This is a genomic window from Vibrio mexicanus (genome assembly GCF_001012815.1).
GTDB classification, from domain to species: domain Bacteria; phylum Pseudomonadota; class Gammaproteobacteria; order Enterobacterales; family Vibrionaceae; genus Vibrio; species Vibrio mexicanus.
In genome coordinates this window covers 24,418-40,597 of the sequence record NZ_JYJP01000053.1, presented here as the reverse complement: position 1 = coordinate 40,597, position 16,180 = coordinate 24,418, and the positions used below count along the sequence as shown (strand labels likewise).

14 protein-coding genes and 3 pseudogenes are annotated in these 16,180 nt (G+C 45.0%); 5 read left to right on the top strand and 12 right to left on the bottom strand.

Translation table 11 applies throughout. The annotated features are described in order from the left end of the window. Positions 1-228: 228 nt before the first annotated feature. Together UA76_RS08235 and UA76_RS08230 are read right to left on the bottom strand one after the other, a co-directional pair. The gene (locus UA76_RS08235) at positions 229-798 is read right to left on the bottom strand and encodes a uracil-DNA glycosylase family protein (RefSeq protein WP_047044816.1); all 570 of its coding nucleotides are present in this window, start codon (positions 796-798) and stop codon (positions 229-231) included. A 3-nt stretch (positions 799-801) separates the two neighbouring features. After that, entirely contained in the window at positions 802-1,728 is a 927-nt protein-coding gene (locus UA76_RS08230) for a D-2-hydroxyacid dehydrogenase (protein WP_047044821.1), read from the bottom strand. Positions 1,729-1,798: 70 nt separating this feature from the next. Here UA76_RS08230 and UA76_RS08225 point away from each other — a divergent pair, with 70 nt between their 5' ends. After that, positions 1,799-2,386, top strand: coding sequence for a YjaG family protein (locus UA76_RS08225; protein WP_047044813.1), 588 nt, complete (start codon positions 1,799-1,801; stop codon positions 2,384-2,386). Positions 2,387-2,455: 69 nt separating this feature from the next. Here UA76_RS08225 and UA76_RS08220 read toward each other — a convergent pair. Then, positions 2,456-3,510 (bottom strand): annotated as a pseudogene (locus UA76_RS08220) (CNNM domain-containing protein). 349 nt (positions 3,511-3,859) lie between these two features. Between UA76_RS08220 and hupA the strand changes: the two are divergent. Both hupA and UA76_RS08210 read left to right on the top strand, forming a co-directional pair. After that, positions 3,860-4,132: a nucleoid-associated protein HU-alpha gene (gene hupA / locus UA76_RS08215; protein ID WP_004729753.1), complete on the top strand. Its 273-nt coding sequence runs from the start codon at positions 3,860-3,862 to the stop codon at positions 4,130-4,132. Between the two features lie 46 nt (positions 4,133-4,178). Further along, complete coding sequence (locus tag UA76_RS08210; RefSeq protein WP_047044808.1) at positions 4,179-4,871, top strand: DUF1481 domain-containing protein; 693 nt, start codon at positions 4,179-4,181, stop codon at positions 4,869-4,871. Between the two features lie 99 nt (positions 4,872-4,970). Here UA76_RS08210 and purD read toward each other — a convergent pair. After that, positions 4,971-6,259: pseudogene (gene purD / locus UA76_RS08205) on the bottom strand (phosphoribosylamine--glycine ligase). Between the two features lie 82 nt (positions 6,260-6,341). Further along, the gene (gene purH / locus UA76_RS08200; protein ID WP_047044805.1) at positions 6,342-7,934 is read right to left on the bottom strand and encodes a bifunctional phosphoribosylaminoimidazolecarboxamide formyltransferase/IMP cyclohydrolase; all 1,593 of its coding nucleotides are present in this window, start codon (positions 7,932-7,934) and stop codon (positions 6,342-6,344) included. Between the two features lie 276 nt (positions 7,935-8,210). Here purH and zntR point away from each other — a divergent pair, with 276 nt between their 5' ends. Beyond that, on the top strand, positions 8,211-8,642 hold the full coding sequence (zntR, locus tag UA76_RS08195; protein WP_047044802.1) for a Zn(2+)-responsive transcriptional regulator: 432 nt from the start codon (positions 8,211-8,213) through the stop codon (positions 8,640-8,642). A 7-nt stretch (positions 8,643-8,649) separates the two neighbouring features. Here the strand turns inward: zntR and UA76_RS08190 are convergent, their stop codons facing one another. The 4 genes from UA76_RS08190 to UA76_RS08180 all read right to left on the bottom strand — a co-directional run bounded on the left by UA76_RS08190 (position 8,650) and on the right by UA76_RS08180 (position 12,600). After that, positions 8,650-9,594, bottom strand: a complete 945-nt coding sequence (locus UA76_RS08190) for a GGDEF domain-containing protein (RefSeq protein ID WP_047044800.1) — start codon at positions 9,592-9,594, stop codon at positions 8,650-8,652. A gap of 201 nt (positions 9,595-9,795) precedes the next feature. Continuing rightward, positions 9,796-9,960 carry a hypothetical protein gene (locus UA76_RS23660; protein ID WP_157617604.1) on the bottom strand — a complete coding sequence of 55 codons (165 nt, stop codon included), beginning with the start codon at positions 9,958-9,960 and terminating at the stop codon, positions 9,796-9,798. A 281-nt stretch (positions 9,961-10,241) separates the two neighbouring features. Next, a complete protein-coding gene (locus tag UA76_RS08185; protein ID WP_047044797.1) occupies positions 10,242-11,609 on the bottom strand; it encodes an MATE family efflux transporter in 1,368 nt (455 codons plus the stop codon). A gap of 40 nt (positions 11,610-11,649) precedes the next feature. Beyond that, positions 11,650-12,600 carry a phytanoyl-CoA dioxygenase family protein gene (locus UA76_RS08180; RefSeq protein ID WP_238322221.1) on the bottom strand — a complete coding sequence of 317 codons (951 nt, stop codon included), beginning with the start codon at positions 12,598-12,600 and terminating at the stop codon, positions 11,650-11,652. Positions 12,601-12,879: 279 nt separating this feature from the next. On the opposite strand from UA76_RS08180, the gene UA76_RS08175 reads away from it, so the two are divergent. Next, on the top strand, positions 12,880-13,764 hold the full coding sequence (locus UA76_RS08175; protein ID WP_075202554.1) for a helix-turn-helix domain-containing protein: 885 nt from the start codon (positions 12,880-12,882) through the stop codon (positions 13,762-13,764). A gap of 37 nt (positions 13,765-13,801) precedes the next feature. Here UA76_RS08175 and fis read toward each other — a convergent pair whose 3' ends face one another. The 3 genes and pseudogenes from fis to prmA form a co-directional block, all read right to left on the bottom strand. Next, positions 13,802-14,098, bottom strand: coding sequence for a DNA-binding transcriptional regulator Fis (gene fis / locus UA76_RS08170; RefSeq protein WP_000462885.1), 297 nt, complete (start codon positions 14,096-14,098; stop codon positions 13,802-13,804). 25 nt (positions 14,099-14,123) lie between these two features. After that, positions 14,124-15,091, bottom strand: a pseudogene (gene dusB / locus UA76_RS08165) (tRNA dihydrouridine synthase DusB). 140 nt (positions 15,092-15,231) lie between these two features. Then, positions 15,232-16,119, bottom strand: a complete 888-nt coding sequence (prmA, locus tag UA76_RS08160; RefSeq protein ID WP_047044791.1) for a 50S ribosomal protein L11 methyltransferase — start codon at positions 16,117-16,119, stop codon at positions 15,232-15,234. Between the last annotated feature and the right edge of the window lie 61 nt (positions 16,120-16,180).

The following is a 16,180-nucleotide window of genomic DNA, read 5'->3' as shown; positions in this document are numbered from 1 at the left end:
CTTGTATTCGCCCTTCGGTCGAAAGAGTCCCGCTGGAATGCCAGCCCAGCCACTCCGCCATTTATTAGAAAGCCTAGTCTGATGACTAGGCTTTCGTCGTTTTCGACAATACAAATCGAAGCCTCAGATCCGACCGCTTATAACAAGCCCTGCTAAACATAGCAGGGCTTTTTGCTTTTAAGCCATGTCATATTCAAACGTGGGCGCTAAGTCGCGAACTAGATTCCCTTAACTAAGGACCTTCTGAACGTGTAATTGAATATATGGCAAGGTGTCTTGTTCAAACCAAGGGTTTCGTTTTAGCCAAATGGCATTTCTTGGTGATGGGTGAGGAATAGGTAAATAGGTTGGTGCCCATTGTCTCCAGTTGGCTACGGTTTCCGTTAGCGTACTAGGTTTGTCTTTCAGGTAGTATCGCTGAGCGTTATCACCAATTAATAAGGTGAGCTGTACGTTCTCTAGTTCGTTTAAGACTTTAGAATGCCAAGTTGGTGCGCATACCTTACTTGGTGGCTTATCGCCGCTTGCGGCTCTACCCGGATAACACAACCCAATCGGAACGATCGCTACCAGATCGGGATTATAGAAGTACTCGTCGTCAATACCTAACCACTTTCTTAGCCTTACACCACTTGGGTCATTCCACGGCTTATTCGTGTCATGTGCTTTCAGACCAGGCGCTTGTCCTATAATCAGTAGCTTTGATTTTCTGCTTGCTTGGATAATGGGCTTTGGTTCAAGAGGAAGCTCGTCTTTGCATAGCTGACACTGCCGTACTGACTCTAGTAGCTTCTTCACTCCTTAATATCCTTTGCCTAAGTCGATAACATTTTGTAGAGAGAAACCATCACGCCATCTACCGTAGTTTTCTACAAACTGCTCAATGACTTGATGCGGAAAACTGCTGGCAGCAATGTGCGGCGTAACAGTGATTCCGTCGTGATTCCAATAGATATGATTAGCTTTAAGAGGTTCTAGATCGAATACATCGAGAAAAGCATGGATTATTGACCCAGAATCTAAAGCGTCCAGTAAACCACCTTCTTCTATTGCGCTACCTCGCCCTACATTAAACAGTAGTGCATTGCTGCAGTAAGAAAGCGTTTTATCGTTCAAGATATGTTTCGTTTGTTCTGTATGCGGTAGTGTATTGACGACAATATCTGCCTGTTCAAAAGCCGACTGAAGCTCCTGTATATGATAGACCTGATCAAAAGGGGAGTCCTTTTTAGGAATCCCAGTACTATTGATCCCAATGACCGTCATACCCATCTGACTGGCTTTGAGCGCGAGAAAACTTCCTATAGACCCACAGCCTAGAACAACCATGGTTTTCTCATTGAGAGATTGGTATTGATGAGCTGTCCAAGATTGCTTTTTTTGTTGTTTGCTATAGAGCGCAAAATGACGATAGTGAGAAATGGAGTAACCTAACACGTACTCTGCAATTTGCTGACCAAAGATGCCACGTACATTGGTTAACTGATAATCGCGTCTAAGATCCTGACTCGTTAACGCATCGATCCCAGCATAGGCTGATTGTAGCCACTCAAGTTGAGAAAAATCGTCTAGACTCTCTTTAATTAGTGGTGGGGAAGCAAGAACGATATTCGCTTCGCTGCGAGTTTGCGTTAACTCCAGTCCGTCTAGAGTGTGGTTGTGAAGAGCCTTGATGTAGTCTTCGTCTCGTTCGGTAAGAATATAGAGTTTATCGGTGAAATTATCCATCAGCTTGCTTTTTTCCATCTTGTTTATCAAGTAAACTGCCGCTGTCTTTTTCCGCAACGATAAAACTACTATGTTACAGAATCCTCTTCAGGTCAGACTCGAGAAATTCGAACCTTGGCAACAAATTACCTTTATGGCTTGCTTGTGTGAGCGTATGTACCCTAACTATGCCATGTTTTGTGAGAATACAGAATTTGCTGAAGCGAGAATCTACCGAGATATTCTAGATAGTATCTGGGAGCAGTTGACGGTTAAAACTGCGAAGGTGAACTTTGAACGCCAATTAGAAAAGCTCGAAGAGATCATCCCGAGCTCTGAAGATTTTGATTTCTACGGCGTTTATCCAGCGATTGACGCTTGTGTCGGTCTTTCTTCGTTGTTGCATGGTTTATTGGATCGTGAGGGCCTGTTTGAAAGCATGCAAGAGGTCAGCCAACAATCAGTAATGACGGTTGCTCAGCTTGAAGAAGCACAAACAGGCGTTGAAATTACCAACGAAAACCAGAAAGAAAACGAAGCAGTTTGCGAAGAGTGGGACGTTCAATGGGCGATTTTTAGACCTCTGCGCGAAGCAACAGGTAGAGATATCGAGCTGATCAAAGACCTAAGATTCGAGTTGCGCGAAGAAGCCGTGAGCAACATTGGTATTTCTATCTGATTTTCTACCTGCCATAATTTACGGCACACGTCGAATTGAAAAGGGAGCTTAGTGCTCCCTTTTACTTTTCTATTCGTCGTCTCGACTCTCTATCACGCCGTGGATCTTTTTCCATTTCTCCCAGCGCTCAAACGCCAGTTGTTGCATGTCGGTCGTTTTGTCGGCTTCATCAACAATCTCCTCGCCTAGAAGATGCTCGAAGATATCTTCTAAAGTCAGAATGCCCTGAACGGTACCATATTCATCGACGACCATTGCAAGCTGAAGACGATTCTTCATCATCTGATCAAAAGCTTTTGGTAGTGTTAGGGTGTTGAGCATGACGTGAACTGGGCGCATTACCGCTCCAAGTTGTTTTTGCCCAGAGCCAGCTTGCTGAAGCCTGAATAGCTCTAATCGATGAACAAAACCTATGATGTTATCTTTGGATTGGCTAAACACTAACGGCCTTGAGAAAGGCGTATCCTTGTGTTCAGTTAGGAATTCATCGATGGTCGACTCCGCCTCTACACGAAACAGCACCGGTCTTGGTGTCATGACTTGAGTCACAGGAATGTCCTGCAGGCCGAGTAAGTTACTCAGCATCTTAGACTCACCTGCCGCAAACTCACCGCTCTCTTTTGCCAAAATCGCCATTGCTGAGAGCTCATCGCGCATTTTTGGCGTCTCCCCACCTCTTGATAGACGCTTAGTAATTTGTTCAGAAAACCAAACGAATGGTGTTAATGCCCATACCATCCAACGAAGTGTTGCAGCGGCTAGCGGTGCGAGCTGACGCCAGTAGGTTGCACCAATCGTCTTAGGCACGATCTCAGATAAAACTAGGATACCCAGAGTCAGAACTGCAGAGAAAACGCCTAGCCATTGGCTACCAAAAACGACGGAGGCTTGCGCACCGGCACTAGCCGCACCGATAGTATGAGCAATCGTATTAAGAGTTAAAATCGACGCAAGTGGCGGTCGATATCTGATTTCAGCTTGGTTAGTCTCTCTGCCGAAGGGTGACCTTGCTGGCGAAGTTGAGCGAGGTAGCTAGGGGTAATGCTCAGTAGTACAGCTTCCAAAACCGAACATATAAACGATACGCCAATAGAAATAGAGACGTATACAGTAAGCAGCAACATAATGTTCCTATGTAGTTAAACCATCATTTTCTCTCTGCATTTTGCCGTAAAACGGAGTGATTTTCTCCTATTTATGACAGACCTGAGCAGGGCAAACTTGGTTAAAAAAGTATTGCTGACAGTAAGAACGAACAGGTTTGCACTACTATCAGTAGTCATTAACTTGGGGTCTTAATGACTGTTTACAAGTCGAGAGTGAAGTATTTAGCTGAACAATTTGTGAGTTAATGCTCATATTATGGTTAAAAGTCCGTCATGAAAGCCAAAGATTGACGACAAACCTTTGCCAGATGGGGCATTTATGATTTAGAGTGAGTTGAATTCGATAACCTATGAGAAGGGAAACCTAATGAACAAGACCCAATTAATCGACTTTATTGCAGAAAAAGCAGACCTTTCTAAAGCACAAGCTAAAGCTGCTCTTGAAGCTACTCTTGGCGGCGTTACTGATGCTCTTAAAGACGGCGACCAAGTTCAACTAATTGGTTTTGGTACATTCAAAGTAAACCACCGTGCAGCTCGTACTGGCCGTAACCCAAAAACTGGTGACGAGATCCAAATCGCAGCAGCTAACGTACCTGCATTCGTAGCAGGTAAAGCACTGAAAGATTCAGTGAAATAATTTACACTACGCGAGGTAAGCAATTTATCTCGCGTAGATTCTATTTATGAAAAAACTTTTACTCACTTCTCTCATTACCTCTTTGCTCATTGGATGCTCGTCATCCGTTCCCTCGCCAAACTTAGAACAGTTCACCGAGTATTCGGGCGGTCATATCGCCGGTGATGCGACTAGCTTGTTCTGGTATACCGAACGCCTTTCACAACCTAGCTCTGGTGCAGATTATGTAACAGCAGGGGACTATGGCTGGTATAAAACTGACTATCGGTGGAGCGAAGGTAGCGTCAGAGAGCTAATCAGAGAAGGCGAGCAACTTGGCGACGATGGCTTGGTCCCTTATCGAGTTCATGTTCGTTTCAATAAAGATGGGCAAGCAATCTATCAGCGTTACCGACTGGATGGGAAAGTGTTGCCGATCAACCAAGAATCATTGAATCGTTACTTGGCTGAAGCTCAATCCGTGATTGATTCGACTAAAGAGAGTGACAGCTCGAATTACGAACTGATTCAAGGTATTTGGGATGGCTCTACATTCGAGACATGTTCAGGGCGCGTTTACGACAGTGTCGAGTTCAACCAGACGCTGCCAAGCTTTGTAATCAATCGCTTATCAACTATCGATAGTTATGTGGCGTTTCTTGGACGCTCTAGATTGAATCGTCTGCAGGTGGAAGAATTGCTTATGCTTGCAGATGAAGACCATGAATGCATTAGTCGTCCAGAACTACTCAGCGAATAACTTACTAGTTACTCATGGTGAGTTTTCAATATTAGCAACCAAACATAGAAAAGGCGCTCAATGAGCGCCTTTTACTTTTATTATGTTTTCTAGTGAGAATTACTTCTCTTGCTCACGAGCAATGGCACGGTAACCAATGTCGTTACGATGGAACATACCTTCCCAGCTAATCTGTTTAGCGAGTTCGTAAGCACGTGCTTGCGCTTCTGATACGCTGTTACCCAGAGCCGTTGCACACAGAACGCGACCGCCGTTGGTTGTTACGTTGCCGTCTTTTTCAGCAGTACCTGCGTGGAAGACTTTCTCGCCTTCAACTTCTGTCGTTGGTAGACTGAGATTACGTCGCCTTTGTTGTAAGACGCAGGGTAACCGCCTGCTGCCAGTACAACACCGATAGAAGCGCGTGGATCCCACTTAGACTCTACTTGGTCTAGCTTCTCATCGATAGCTGCCAGACAAAGCTCCACGAGATCAGACTCCATACGCATCATGATTGGCTGAGTTTCTGGATCACCAAATCGGCAGTTGTACTCGATGACTTTAGGTGTGCCATCTTTGTCGATCATAAGACCTGCGTATAGGAAACCTGTGTATGGGTTACCCTCTGCTGCCATACCACGAACAGTTGGGTAGATAACCTCATCCATGATGCGGTTGTGGATTTCAGTTGTTACAACTGGAGCTGGCGAGTAAGCGCCCATACCACCCGTGTTTGGACCTGTATCTTTGTCACCAACACGCTTGTGGTCTTGGCTAGTTGCCATAGGCAGAACGTTTTCGCCGTCTACCATTACGATAAAGCTCGCTTCTTCGCCGTCTAGGAACTCTTCAATTACTACGCGGCTGCCTGCTTCACCGAATGCGTTGCCTGCAAGCATATCTTTGATGGCGTCTTCCGCTTCTTCTAGCGTCATAGCAACGATAACGCCTTTACCAGCTGCTAGGCCGTCAGCCTTAACTACGATTGGTGCGCCTTGCTCGCGAACATAAGCGATAGCAGGGTCAATTTCAGTGAAGTTCGCGTAAGCGCCAGTTGGGATAGCATGACGAGCTAGGAAGTCTTTAGTGAAGGCTTTAGAGCCTTCTAGCTGGGCCGCTGCTTCTGTTGGCCCAAAGATTGGTAGGCCTGCTTCACGGAACGCATCCACAACACCGATTACTAGCGGAGCTTCAGGGCCAACAATTGTTAGCTCGATTTTTTTCTCTTGAGCGAAAGCAACCAACTCAGAGATTGCTTCAACGCCAATGTTTACGTTCTCAAGCTTTGGCTCAAGTGCTGTACCTGCGTTACCTGGTGCAACGAATACCGTCTCAACGTTTGGGTTTTGTGCTGCTTTCCAGCCTAATGCGTGCTCACGACCGCCGGCACCAATAATAAGAATGTTCATTTATCTGTCCTTAAAATCTTTTGAAAAATCGCCTTCCCAATAGAAAGGCGATTGAAATCTCGGAGAAACTAATCAGAGTTGATTAGTGGCGGAAGTGACGCATACCCGTAAAGATCATCGCCATACCGTGCTCATCTGCTGCAGCAATAACTTCGTCATCACGCATAGAGCCACCTGGCTGAATCACACACTTAATACCCGCTTCTGCAGCTGCATCAATACCATCACGGAATGGGAAGAATGCGTCAGATGCCATTACACAACCTTCAACTTGTAGGCCTTCGTCTGCTGCTTTGATGCCAGCGATCTTCGCAGAGTAAACACGGCTCATTTGGCCTGCGCCCACACCGATTGTCATGTCACCTTTTGAGTAAACAATCGCGTTTGATTTCACGTATTTAGCTACTTTCCAGCAGAATAGGGCATCTTTTAGCTCTTCTTCTGTTGGTTGACGCTTAGAAACTACTTTAAGGTCGTCTAGGGTTACCATACCTTGGTCACGGTCTTGAACCAGTAGGCCGCCATTCACGCGCTTAACATCGAAGCCAGTCGTCTTCGTTGTCCATTCGCCACACTCTAGTAGGCGAACGTTCTTCTTCGCTGCAACCACTTCTACCGCTTCAGCAGACACTGATGGTGCAATGATCACTTCTACGAACTGACGCTCAACGATAGCAGACGCTGTTGCAGCATCTAGTTCTTGGTTGAATGCGATGATGCCACCAAACGCTGATGTCGGGTCGGTTTTGTATGCACGGTCATACGCTTCAAGGATGTTGCTGCCTAGAGCAACGCCACATGGGTTAGCGTGCTTAACGATCACACATGCTGGCTCGTCGAACTCTTTCACACACTCAAGCGCTGCGTCTGTATCCGCAATATTGTTGTAAGAAAGTGCTTTACCTTGGATTTGACGCGCTGTTGAAACAGACGCTTCTTCTGGATTTGCTTCTACATAGAAAGCGGCTGCTTGGTGGCTGTTCTCACCGTAGCGCATGTCTTGTTTCTTCTCGAACTGTTGATTGAAAGTACGTGGGAATTTAGATTCCTCATCACCCTCTTTGTTCTCACCGTAAGAAGGAACCATAGTGCCGAAGTAGTTAGCAATCATGCCGTCGTATGACGCAGTGTGCTCAAATGCAGCGATAGCTAGGTCAAAACGAGTTTCTAGGGTAAGAGATTTCTCGTTAGCGTCCATTTCAGCAATAACACGGTCGTAGTCGTGTGCATTTACAACGATAGTTACGTCTTTGTGGTTTTTCGCAGCAGAACGAACCATTGTTGGACCACCGATATCGATGTTCTCAACAGCGTCAGCCAGTGTACAGCCTTCTTTCGCGACTGTTTCTGCGAATGGGTATAGGTTAACGACAACCATATCGATAGGGTTGATGCCGTGCTTTTCCATCACGTCATCGTCTTGGCCGCGACGGCCTAGAACGCCACCGTGAACTTTAGGGTGGAGAGTCTTAACACGACCGTCCATCATTTCTGGGAAGCCAGTGTAGTCAGAGACTTCAGTTACAGAGATGCCTTTTTCAGCCAGTAGACGCGCAGTACCACCAGTTGAAAGGATATCAACACCACGGTCAGCAAGACCTTGTGCAAACTCTACAATACCAGTTTTGTCTGATACGCTGATCAGAGCGCGGCGAATAGGGCGAGCGTTATTCATGCTTCCATCTTCCTCAAATTCACGGAGTTAAAAATAAAGATATTTGCCAAAGTCGAACTTGTTTTTACTCATTCCTATCATGAAAGTAGTAAAATATTGGCCAGCTTTGGTAAAGACCTTTGATGCTCTTGCGAGAAAAAGTCTCCAAAATTTGATGGCGCACATTCTAACTAATTTATTACAAAAAAGCTCGCGCAATCGTTTGGCATCGCAAAATAATTGCAAAAAATTCGGTCTTTAGCTTAAAAAGTAACGAGATAGTTAATAAGGAAAGTTATGTTTCAGATAGGCGAATTGGCGAAAAGGTGCGCAGTCTCGACCGATACCTTGCGTTTTTATGAAAAGAACCAGCTAATTCAACCCGCTGGTCGAAGCGAGTCAGGATATCGTCTTTACAGTGAAGAGAATCAAAAGCAGGTGAGCTTCATCCTCAAGGCCAAATCACTGGGCTTAACGCTAGAAGAAATTCGAGAGTTGTTGGAAATAAGGCTAGAGGCGACCGAACACAGTTGTGCTGAAGTGAAAGCCATTACGACGGCAAAGCTTGTATTGATTGAAGAGAAAATAAGAGAGCTTAGCCGAATACAGGTAGCGTTGAGAAAAATTAACGATGCGTGCTGCGGTGATGTTGAAGACGATGCCAGTCATTGCTCTATATTGGGGGCATTAGCCAGCGAAAAGAGTGACGAAGGTTGTTGCTCAAATTGATAGAGATTTAAGATGCTCTTAGGATGCGCACGTTTAAGTTCGTATTGACACTGACTTCCGGCAGATTAGGGTAATAGATGGTTACTTGATCTCGACCAGTCTGCTTTGAATAGTACATGGCTTTGTCAGCTTCAATTAACATCGATCTCGCGGTGGTGCTTGCTCCGCTTTTTTCTGAGATACCAATACTCACCGTCGGATACACAATGTGTTCATCCACTTTGCATGGGGTATGTGAAATGGCTTCTCTGACGCTTTCCGCTAGTTCATAGGTTTCTATTGCGCTGGCACCCTTCACCAGAATACAGAACTCTTCCCCGCCTAGACGGCCAATGATGCTGTTACTTGGCAGGGTATCCATACACAGCTTTGCCACATGAACAATGACGCTGTCTCCCGATAGGTGCCCGACTTGGTCATTGATCTCTTTGAAGTGATCGATATCGACCATCAGGCAGCTTGCTGGCGAAGAAGAGGATTTGAGTGTCTCTTCAAGCTCAATCAGAAATGCACGCCTATTAAGGGTACCAGTTAACTCATCTGTCTCAGACAGTCGCTTCAGTTCCTGTTGATAAAAGTACTCTTTAGTAATGTCGCTTTCTTGCCAAATAACGACTTTTTCACCGGATGGGCCTTGAATCGGTTTAAGGGTACTCTTAAACCAAGATTCGCCCTCAAGACTCAACTCATCGAGCTCTTCAATAGAGCGCTGTAGCTGTTGGCAGGAAGTTACAGAGTAAGTTAAGGATTGAGCTTGTTGTGATGCTAAAGCGTGATCAGCCAACTTGAGAATCTGTTCGGCGATGCTGGTGGGCAGAATGGCCTGTAAAGTTGTCACATATTGGGTATTGCAGTCGGTATAAACGTTACCAGAAGCTGTGATGATATGGTGGCGATCAGGCAGCTCTCTGAGGACCAGAGACAACCATTCTTCTCGTTGCATATCAATCATATAGGTGACCTAAATGTTAGCTGAACTGATTATTATATAGGGTTGTCAATATGGTGCAATCATATGCTTCACACCTTGGTTAACTTTTGCGCAACAAAATGTTAGGAACAAAAAAATCCGAACGGTTTAGGCTCGGATTTTATATTTTGTTTTGGTGTGGAACTTGTATGCTAATTTTCAACGTATCCTTGTTTTAATCTATTACTTTTGCATGCCGCCTTGGTGTACACACATTGTCACAGGCATATGTTGGTTAGAGCCATCTTTCATTTGGCAGTCTACTAGTGGACCCGCTTGACCTGTTCCAGCCGCTGCTGCGCCAAATGCCATTGTTAGTCCTAGAAAAAAGATTGATAGTGCTTTCATGATGTTATTCCTACTTTGTTGTATTACCAAGCCTGGCTTTTTGCAGACACTGGTAAGTTAAGAGTTAGCTTCAATCGATATATGCGATACAGATATCGTCAGTTGGTTTGCTATTGCGATAACGCCTTAAGCGTTGAGGGAATAATACGTAAGGAAAGCGAATAGAAAAAAATAGTAACTATTCGATATGTAGATAGTTTGCTTGAGTATGATTTCAATAGGGCCAAACCGATAGTTTGGCTCTTTATGAAATAGAAAATGATAGTTTTTATCAGCTTCGTTTAGGCTAATACTGGGGAAGAATCTTTCCAAGCGCCCCCTCGCCAGCGGATTAGGCAGACAGCACAACGCAAGTACTCATCAAGTAGGAGTGCCAACCAAACACCAATAAGCCCCCAACCGAGAGTAATACTCAGGAAATAAACTAAAGGTAGGCAAAACAGCCACATACTTAGAATTGAGAGAGTCACGGGATATTTAGCGTCGCCAGATACAACCAAGCTATTCACGACGACCATATTGATAGCACCAGCAGGATGCCTAAGAAAATCTATTGCGAGTAATGTAGCGCCGAGTGCCAGAATTTCTTGGTTCTGTGTGAAGAGCTGAAAGGCATAGTCTGAACCTAGCCAGATAGCAAACAACATTGCTGCGCTACCAGTGGTGCTCAGTAAGATACTTTGCTTAATTTGTCGTTCAATTCGTCGATGTTGTTTTGCTCCCAGTAGATGAGAGACCAATATTCGATTACCTACACCAATCGCTTGAGAATATATAACAGGAATAAGTATTAAGTTGAGCGTGTAAATGCGAGTTGAAATAGCTAGCGCACCGAGAGAAATAACGGTGATGGTAATGAAGAAGCGGTTCAGCTCATAAGACATTGGCTCCATTGTCGCCGGAATACCAATTTTTAGTGTTTGTTTTAAGTAAGTGGTCGCATCGCTTCTACTGCCACTGAAGTCAAACTTCACACCTTTCTTTATATGAACAAAGTACATCACAACAACAAGACCTAATAAGTAGGAGATTGCTGATGCGAGGGCGACGCACTCCACTCCAGATAGACCAAAGTCCTTTCGACCAAAAAGAAAATAACTGTTGAGTGTGATGTTTAATCCATTCGCGAGCATGGTTGAATACATGTTAAGACGAGTCCAACCGTTAATATTAAGGATACACCCATAGCCAATTTGAACAGCTTTAATTAGTAAAGCGGGGGCAAAAATAACTAGATAAGCACTGGTTAAGGCGTTCATGCCTCCATCGAGCCCCATCCAACTTCCAATGTGCTGGTGGCCGACTAAGTAAACGAGCATCACAACTAAGCCAATTGCGAAGTTAAAAACGACAGTATAGAGATAGTTTTTCGAGAGACCAGAATGCAATTGTGCCCCCAACATCTGGCCTAACACACCAGTCGTGCCAATAGAGAGAGAATGTAAAATCACTATCGGAATAACGATGATGGGCATCAAGGTTCCAATGGCTGCTGAAGATTGCTCGGATACCTGATTGAGGAAAAGAATGTCAGTGAAATTGATTAGATAAGTCAGTAAAACCTCCAGAAAGATAGGCCAAGTTATAGCGAACAAGCCCATATTTATGGCTTCAGTCTCTGTTCTCTGTGCGATGTTTTTCTCTGTCATGGCTTCTTCCTGTGAGATTTACTTTTCATTTTCGTGCTGTTTACCAAGAGTTAATGCCGACGAGCTTACGTCCAAGTGCAGTAAGCTTTGGCTGATCGTAAGGCTCTGGATCGACTTGACCTCTGAGGTTTCGATGACACTCAGGCGCTCTCATGGTTTGGAAACACTCGACTCGTTCATGTCTATCTTGAATGATTTCTACTGGCACTGATTCTTGGTCCTCTGCTTTGAACATGCTAACGAATTGAACGAATCGAGGTTGATGGTAATGATTGCTGACACATCCGTGAGGCAATCTCGCATCCCAAACGATGAGACTTCCAGCAGGGGCGTCAACCGCTACAATATCGTCTTTAGAGAAGGGCATAACATCTTTAAGAAACAGGCCTTTGGAATGGAATTGATCAAGGCTATCCATATGCTCGAACGTTCCTGCTTTGATTTGTTGGTAAACACTTGGAACGCATGAGAAGGCACCTTGCTGTTTATTAGTATCAGAAAGGTAGATCAGACCTTGATAGAGGCTTTGAGATTTTTTGCGAAAGTCGTAGTCCCAGTGGATAGGGTTCTCGTCATTTCCATATGTAGGTAAGTCATAGCGACATGGTGGGCGGAAAGAGGCTCTATCCATCGTAACCCAAAGGTTGGTCTCATCGAGTAAACGTGAAAACGCTGAATAAAGCTTTGGGTTTTGGCGTACATCCCAGAACGCTGGATGCTGATGGAGAGGGACTAAACCTATCGAGTTTAGAGGTTTGTCTTTGTACCAAGTTGACGGGTCAGACAGCGAAACCTCTAAAAAGTCGCATATGGCTTGAATCGAATTCGAACACTGCTGCGGATCAATAACATTCTCAATTACGACATAGCCATTGTCTTCGAGAAACTGTTTTTGCTGTGCAGTTAAGTCATCGACCATGCCGGTGTTCGTTTCGAGAGGGTAATCGATGATTGATTGGATGTTTTGGGCTTGTTCGAAAGAAAGTTCCATTTATATAAACCTAGTTTACTGACGTTGTTATTATTTAAATCTCGCAAGATCCTAATCCCCACTGAGGTCGGAGAACAGGCAGAAACCTAGTCGTTTTTGAATTGAAATGTGCTCGGTTTTTTACGTAACACTCTTCACTTAAGGTGTGGTGGGTGAGAGTTTCGCCGCAAGCTCAAGGCTTATGCTTTGCCATGCGGGACCACTTTATATAGAAATGAGCGGGCTTTCGGACCCTGCCTAGTCTCCTTTATTCGAAGAAGTTAACTAAGGACTCTCACATTGGATTATTTTTGCTTTGAAAAAGTCACAACGCTTTCGCCACCAACAAAATTGAATTTTGACATTTCCAAAGTGGGTCACCAGTTGGGGGCTAACTTAGTTCGATATCGAAAGGCGACGGGGATGAAGCAGCAGTGGATGGCGAGTGCTTTCGGTGTATCTTTAGCTCAGTACCGAAAATACGAGAAAGGGTCTGAAATAGTAAAAATGCATGCGGTTGCGAGGTGGTCGATTATTACAGGAGCACCAAGCGTTTTGCTGTTACTCGACACTCAATTTGCACCGTATTTAATGGATTACAACGCCTGTTGGGATAGCGCACCTTATTACTGTACGGTTTCTCATGCCAGTGATACGGCCTTTCGCTCATTACTGCTGTTAAGCTATGAGATGGTTGGTCTCGACCCTGATGACATCATTGAAGATGAGCCGAGCCCTAACATCAGACAAGCCCTTGTAGATATTGATTCTCACTACTATGTTCGAGTCGCGCAGAACATGAAGCTGATTCGACAACATTTGCAACTTTCACAAGAAAAAGCATCAGAGTTGTTAGACATTTCTGACGCTACTTATCGACAGTATGAAAAAAAGAGCAATAGCCCAAGAATTCCGTTTACCTTTTTTGCCAAGACGCACGCTGTGTTCCAGTTACGCAGTCAATGGGCCGAAACTGGGAGTTCGGATTTCGCTAAGTTCAATCGGCGCAGACACCAAAGGTTGAATGCTTTGCTTCCTGCACTGAAAGCGGCCAGTAACCAGCAAAGGGAAAACCTAATCCAGTTGTTTAACTCTGTTGCGACAAGTTTGGTCGAGAAGCAGTTGTCCCAGGAATTAGAGCAACATGCAGGTTTAAATAAAGATGAAAAAAAACCGCGTGCATAAAGGCACGCGGTTTCAAATTTTTAATGGTGAACTTTGATTAGTTCATGCCGTATTTTTTAAGCTTCTTGCGAAGAGTACCGCGGTTGATACCCATCATAGTTGCTGCGCGAGTTTGGTTACCGCGAGTGTACTGCATGATGGTGTCTAGTAGTGGCTGTTCAACTTCAGCTAGAACTAGCTCATATAGTTCTGTTACTTCTTGGCCGTTTAATTGAGCCAAGTAGTTTTTAAGAGATGCTTTAACGGAGTCACGCAATGGCTTCTGCGTGATTTGGTCTTGTGAAGTTACTGTAGTTACTGTTAAAGCTTCTGAAGTCAGATTTTGTTCGAACATATTCGGTCTAGCTCTTCTCTTAATATTATGATGCAACGTTTTCAAAATAACCGTTCAACGCTTCAAGTTGCAGCGGTGCTGTCTCGATGGCGTTAAAGGTACGGCGAAACTCACTCGCTTGCTCATGCTCTTTTAGATACCAACCACGTGCTTTCGCGCGATTCGTGGCCCTAAGAACTCCCCATAGAAATGATGGAGTGCGTCAACATGACCAAGCAAAATGTCTTTCACTTCCTGGTAAGGAAGCTCATCCATTGTGGTGCCGTTTTCCAAATAGTGTTGGATTTCCTGGAAAATCCAAGGACGACCTTGGGCGGGGCGTCCAATCATCAAAGCGTCTGCACCGGTGTAATCCAGTACATATTTCGCTTTCTCTGGGCTATCGATATCACCATTAGCAATAACCGGAATAGAGATCGCTTGTTTTACCGCTTTAATGCTGTCGTATTCTGCCTCTCCTTTGTACATGCAAGCTTTGGTTCTACCGTGTAGAGCAAGTGCCTGTATGCCGCAGTCTTCGGCGAGTTTAGCGATGTAAACACAGTTTTTGTTTTCTGTGTCCCAGCCAGTTCGAGTCTTCAATGTCACAGGGACATCGACTGCATTCACTACCGCGGTCAGAATATCTTTGATGATTTCTGGGTATTGAAGCAGTGCAGAGCCAGCCAGTTTCTTGTTCACTTTCTTAGCTGGGCAACCCATGTTGATATCGATGATTTGCGCACCGTTTGCAACATTGAATTGAGCAGCTTCAGCCATAAGCTGTGGATCCGAACCTGCAATCTGTACAGAGCGAATGCCCGATTCGCCTTCATGTACCATGCGTTGTTTAGATTTGGACGTATTCCAGGTTTTTGGGTTCGACGACATCATTTCACTGACGGCCATTCCCGCACCATATCGAAGACACAACTCGCGAAATGGTCTATCGGTAACACCAGCCATGGGCGCAACGATGAGATTGTTCTTAAGTTGGTAGTTTCCGATTTTCAAAACGTCTTCACAGCTTATGTACTAGCAAGGGCGCGCATTTTACGCATTTTTTTGCTGCGTGAAAAGACTAATATTTGAGCATTTACAATTTGTTTTTGTGAAATGATTAAAAATCAATCAATTAGCGCGCTAAGTCTTTGCTAGTCTTGCTTTTGTCCTGAGATGCGACACCACTCATTAAGCTCTTTAATCGGCTCAATATGCATCTCATCACGGTAGTAATTCGCAACATCTTCAGCTTGAGTGTCAAGAACACCAGACATCGCCAGTACACCATTTGGCTTAACAAGACCTTTAATGATGCCCGATAGGTCGCGCAGTGGGCCCGCTAAGATGTTCGCCACAACCACGTCAGCGATTAGGCCTTCTGGTTGGTCTTGTGGCAGGAATACTTCAAGCTGCTCTGCAACGCCATTGCGCTCAGCGTTATCTTTCGAAGCGAGTAGAGCTTGAGGATCAATGTCGATCCCGATGACTTTCTCTGCGCCAAGTTTGATCGCGGCGATCGCTAGAATGCCTGAACCACAACCGAAGTCGATAACGGTTTTACCGCTAAGATCGAGGCCTTCTAGCCACTCTAGGCAAAGTGCGGTCGTTGGGTGGGTGCCAGTACCAAAGGCAAGACCAGGATCCAGCATGACATTGACGGCGTCTGGCTCTGGCACTTCACGCCAGCTAGGGCAGATCCACAATCTTTTACCGAACTTCATTGGGTGGAAGTTATCCATCCACTCGCGTTCCCAGTCTTTGTCTTCAAGTTGCTCGACCTTGTAAGCAAAATCTGCGCTCAGCAGATTGCTGAGTTTGATTTGCTCTAGAATAAAGCCAGTGTCCGCCTCTGCGTCGTACAGTGCGAGAATATCAGTATCACCCCAAAGGCGAGTCTCTCCCGGAAGAGGCTCGAATACAGGCGTGTCATGGGCATCTAGGAAGGTGATAGACAGAGCACCTGTCTCTTCCATAAGCATGTCACCAATTTGCTCTGCATTAGCATTGGTTGCGTTGAGTTTGATTTGAATCCAAGGCATGAGTATCTGCTCTTAATTAGGGTTATGTGATTTGGCGCAAAGTGTAGCAGAAGTTGCTTGC

What these genes read in the sequence shown, in the direction of transcription:
- UA76_RS08230 (WP_047044821.1), bottom strand. Translation starts at nt 1,728, where the DNA reads ATGGATAATTTCACCGATAAACTCTATATTCTTACCGAACGAGACGAA.
- UA76_RS08225 (WP_047044813.1), top strand. Translation starts at nt 1,799, where the DNA reads ATGTTACAGAATCCTCTTCAGGTCAGACTCGAGAAATTCGAACCTTGG.
- hupA (WP_004729753.1), top strand. Translation starts at nt 3,860, where the DNA reads ATGAACAAGACCCAATTAATCGACTTTATTGCAGAAAAAGCAGACCTT.
- UA76_RS08210 (WP_047044808.1), top strand. Translation starts at nt 4,179, where the DNA reads ATGAAAAAACTTTTACTCACTTCTCTCATTACCTCTTTGCTCATTGGA.
- purH (WP_047044805.1), bottom strand. Translation starts at nt 7,934, where the DNA reads ATGAATAACGCTCGCCCTATTCGCCGCGCTCTGATCAGCGTATCAGAC.
- zntR (WP_047044802.1), top strand. Translation starts at nt 8,211, where the DNA reads ATGTTTCAGATAGGCGAATTGGCGAAAAGGTGCGCAGTCTCGACCGAT.
- UA76_RS08190 (WP_047044800.1), bottom strand. Translation starts at nt 9,594, where the DNA reads ATGATTGATATGCAACGAGAAGAATGGTTGTCTCTGGTCCTCAGAGAG.
- UA76_RS23660 (WP_157617604.1), bottom strand. Translation starts at nt 9,960, where the DNA reads ATGAAAGCACTATCAATCTTTTTTCTAGGACTAACAATGGCATTTGGC.
- UA76_RS08185 (WP_047044797.1), bottom strand. Translation starts at nt 11,609, where the DNA reads ATGACAGAGAAAAACATCGCACAGAGAACAGAGACTGAAGCCATAAAT.
- UA76_RS08180 (WP_238322221.1), bottom strand. Translation starts at nt 12,600, where the DNA reads ATGGAACTTTCTTTCGAACAAGCCCAAAACATCCAATCAATCATCGAT.
- fis (WP_000462885.1), bottom strand. Translation starts at nt 14,098, where the DNA reads ATGTTCGAACAAAATCTGACTTCAGAAGCTTTAACAGTAACTACAGTA.
- prmA (WP_047044791.1), bottom strand. Translation starts at nt 16,119, where the DNA reads ATGCCTTGGATTCAAATCAAACTCAACGCAACCAATGCTAATGCAGAG.